The organism is Alkalicoccobacillus porphyridii (genome assembly GCF_007293315.1).
Taxonomy (GTDB): Bacteria; Bacillota; Bacilli; order Bacillales; family Bacillaceae_D; genus Alkalicoccobacillus; species Alkalicoccobacillus porphyridii.
On sequence record NZ_VLXZ01000427.1, the window covers coordinates 1 to 234 of the forward strand.

1 protein-coding gene is annotated in these 234 nt (G+C 36.8%); it reads right to left on the reverse strand.

Features of this window, described 5'->3' with window-relative positions; all coding sequences use genetic code 11:
• Positions 1-47 precede the first annotated feature (47 nt).
• On the reverse strand, positions 48-234 hold a 187-nt coding region (locus FN960_RS22990; protein WP_185971176.1), incomplete at its 5' end, for a pepsin/retropepsin-like aspartic protease family protein.

A 234-nucleotide genomic window follows, 5' to 3' on the forward strand; every position in this document is an offset into this window, starting at 1 on the left:
GGAAGTCTTTAGAGAAGACGTCAGCAAATTTATTAACAATAGAAATATTATTCAAAATTGTGACTCTCATCCAAGACTTGGATAGCACATGTAATGAAGGTTTCTCCTAACGGAGTTTCAACCGATAAGTCAAAGTCTAATTTCTCCGGAGACAAGTTTAAACATTGAGCACAAGCAGGAGAGATAAAAGAATGGGTAGAACCGGTATCTCGTAAGGTATAAACTTCGCAAGAA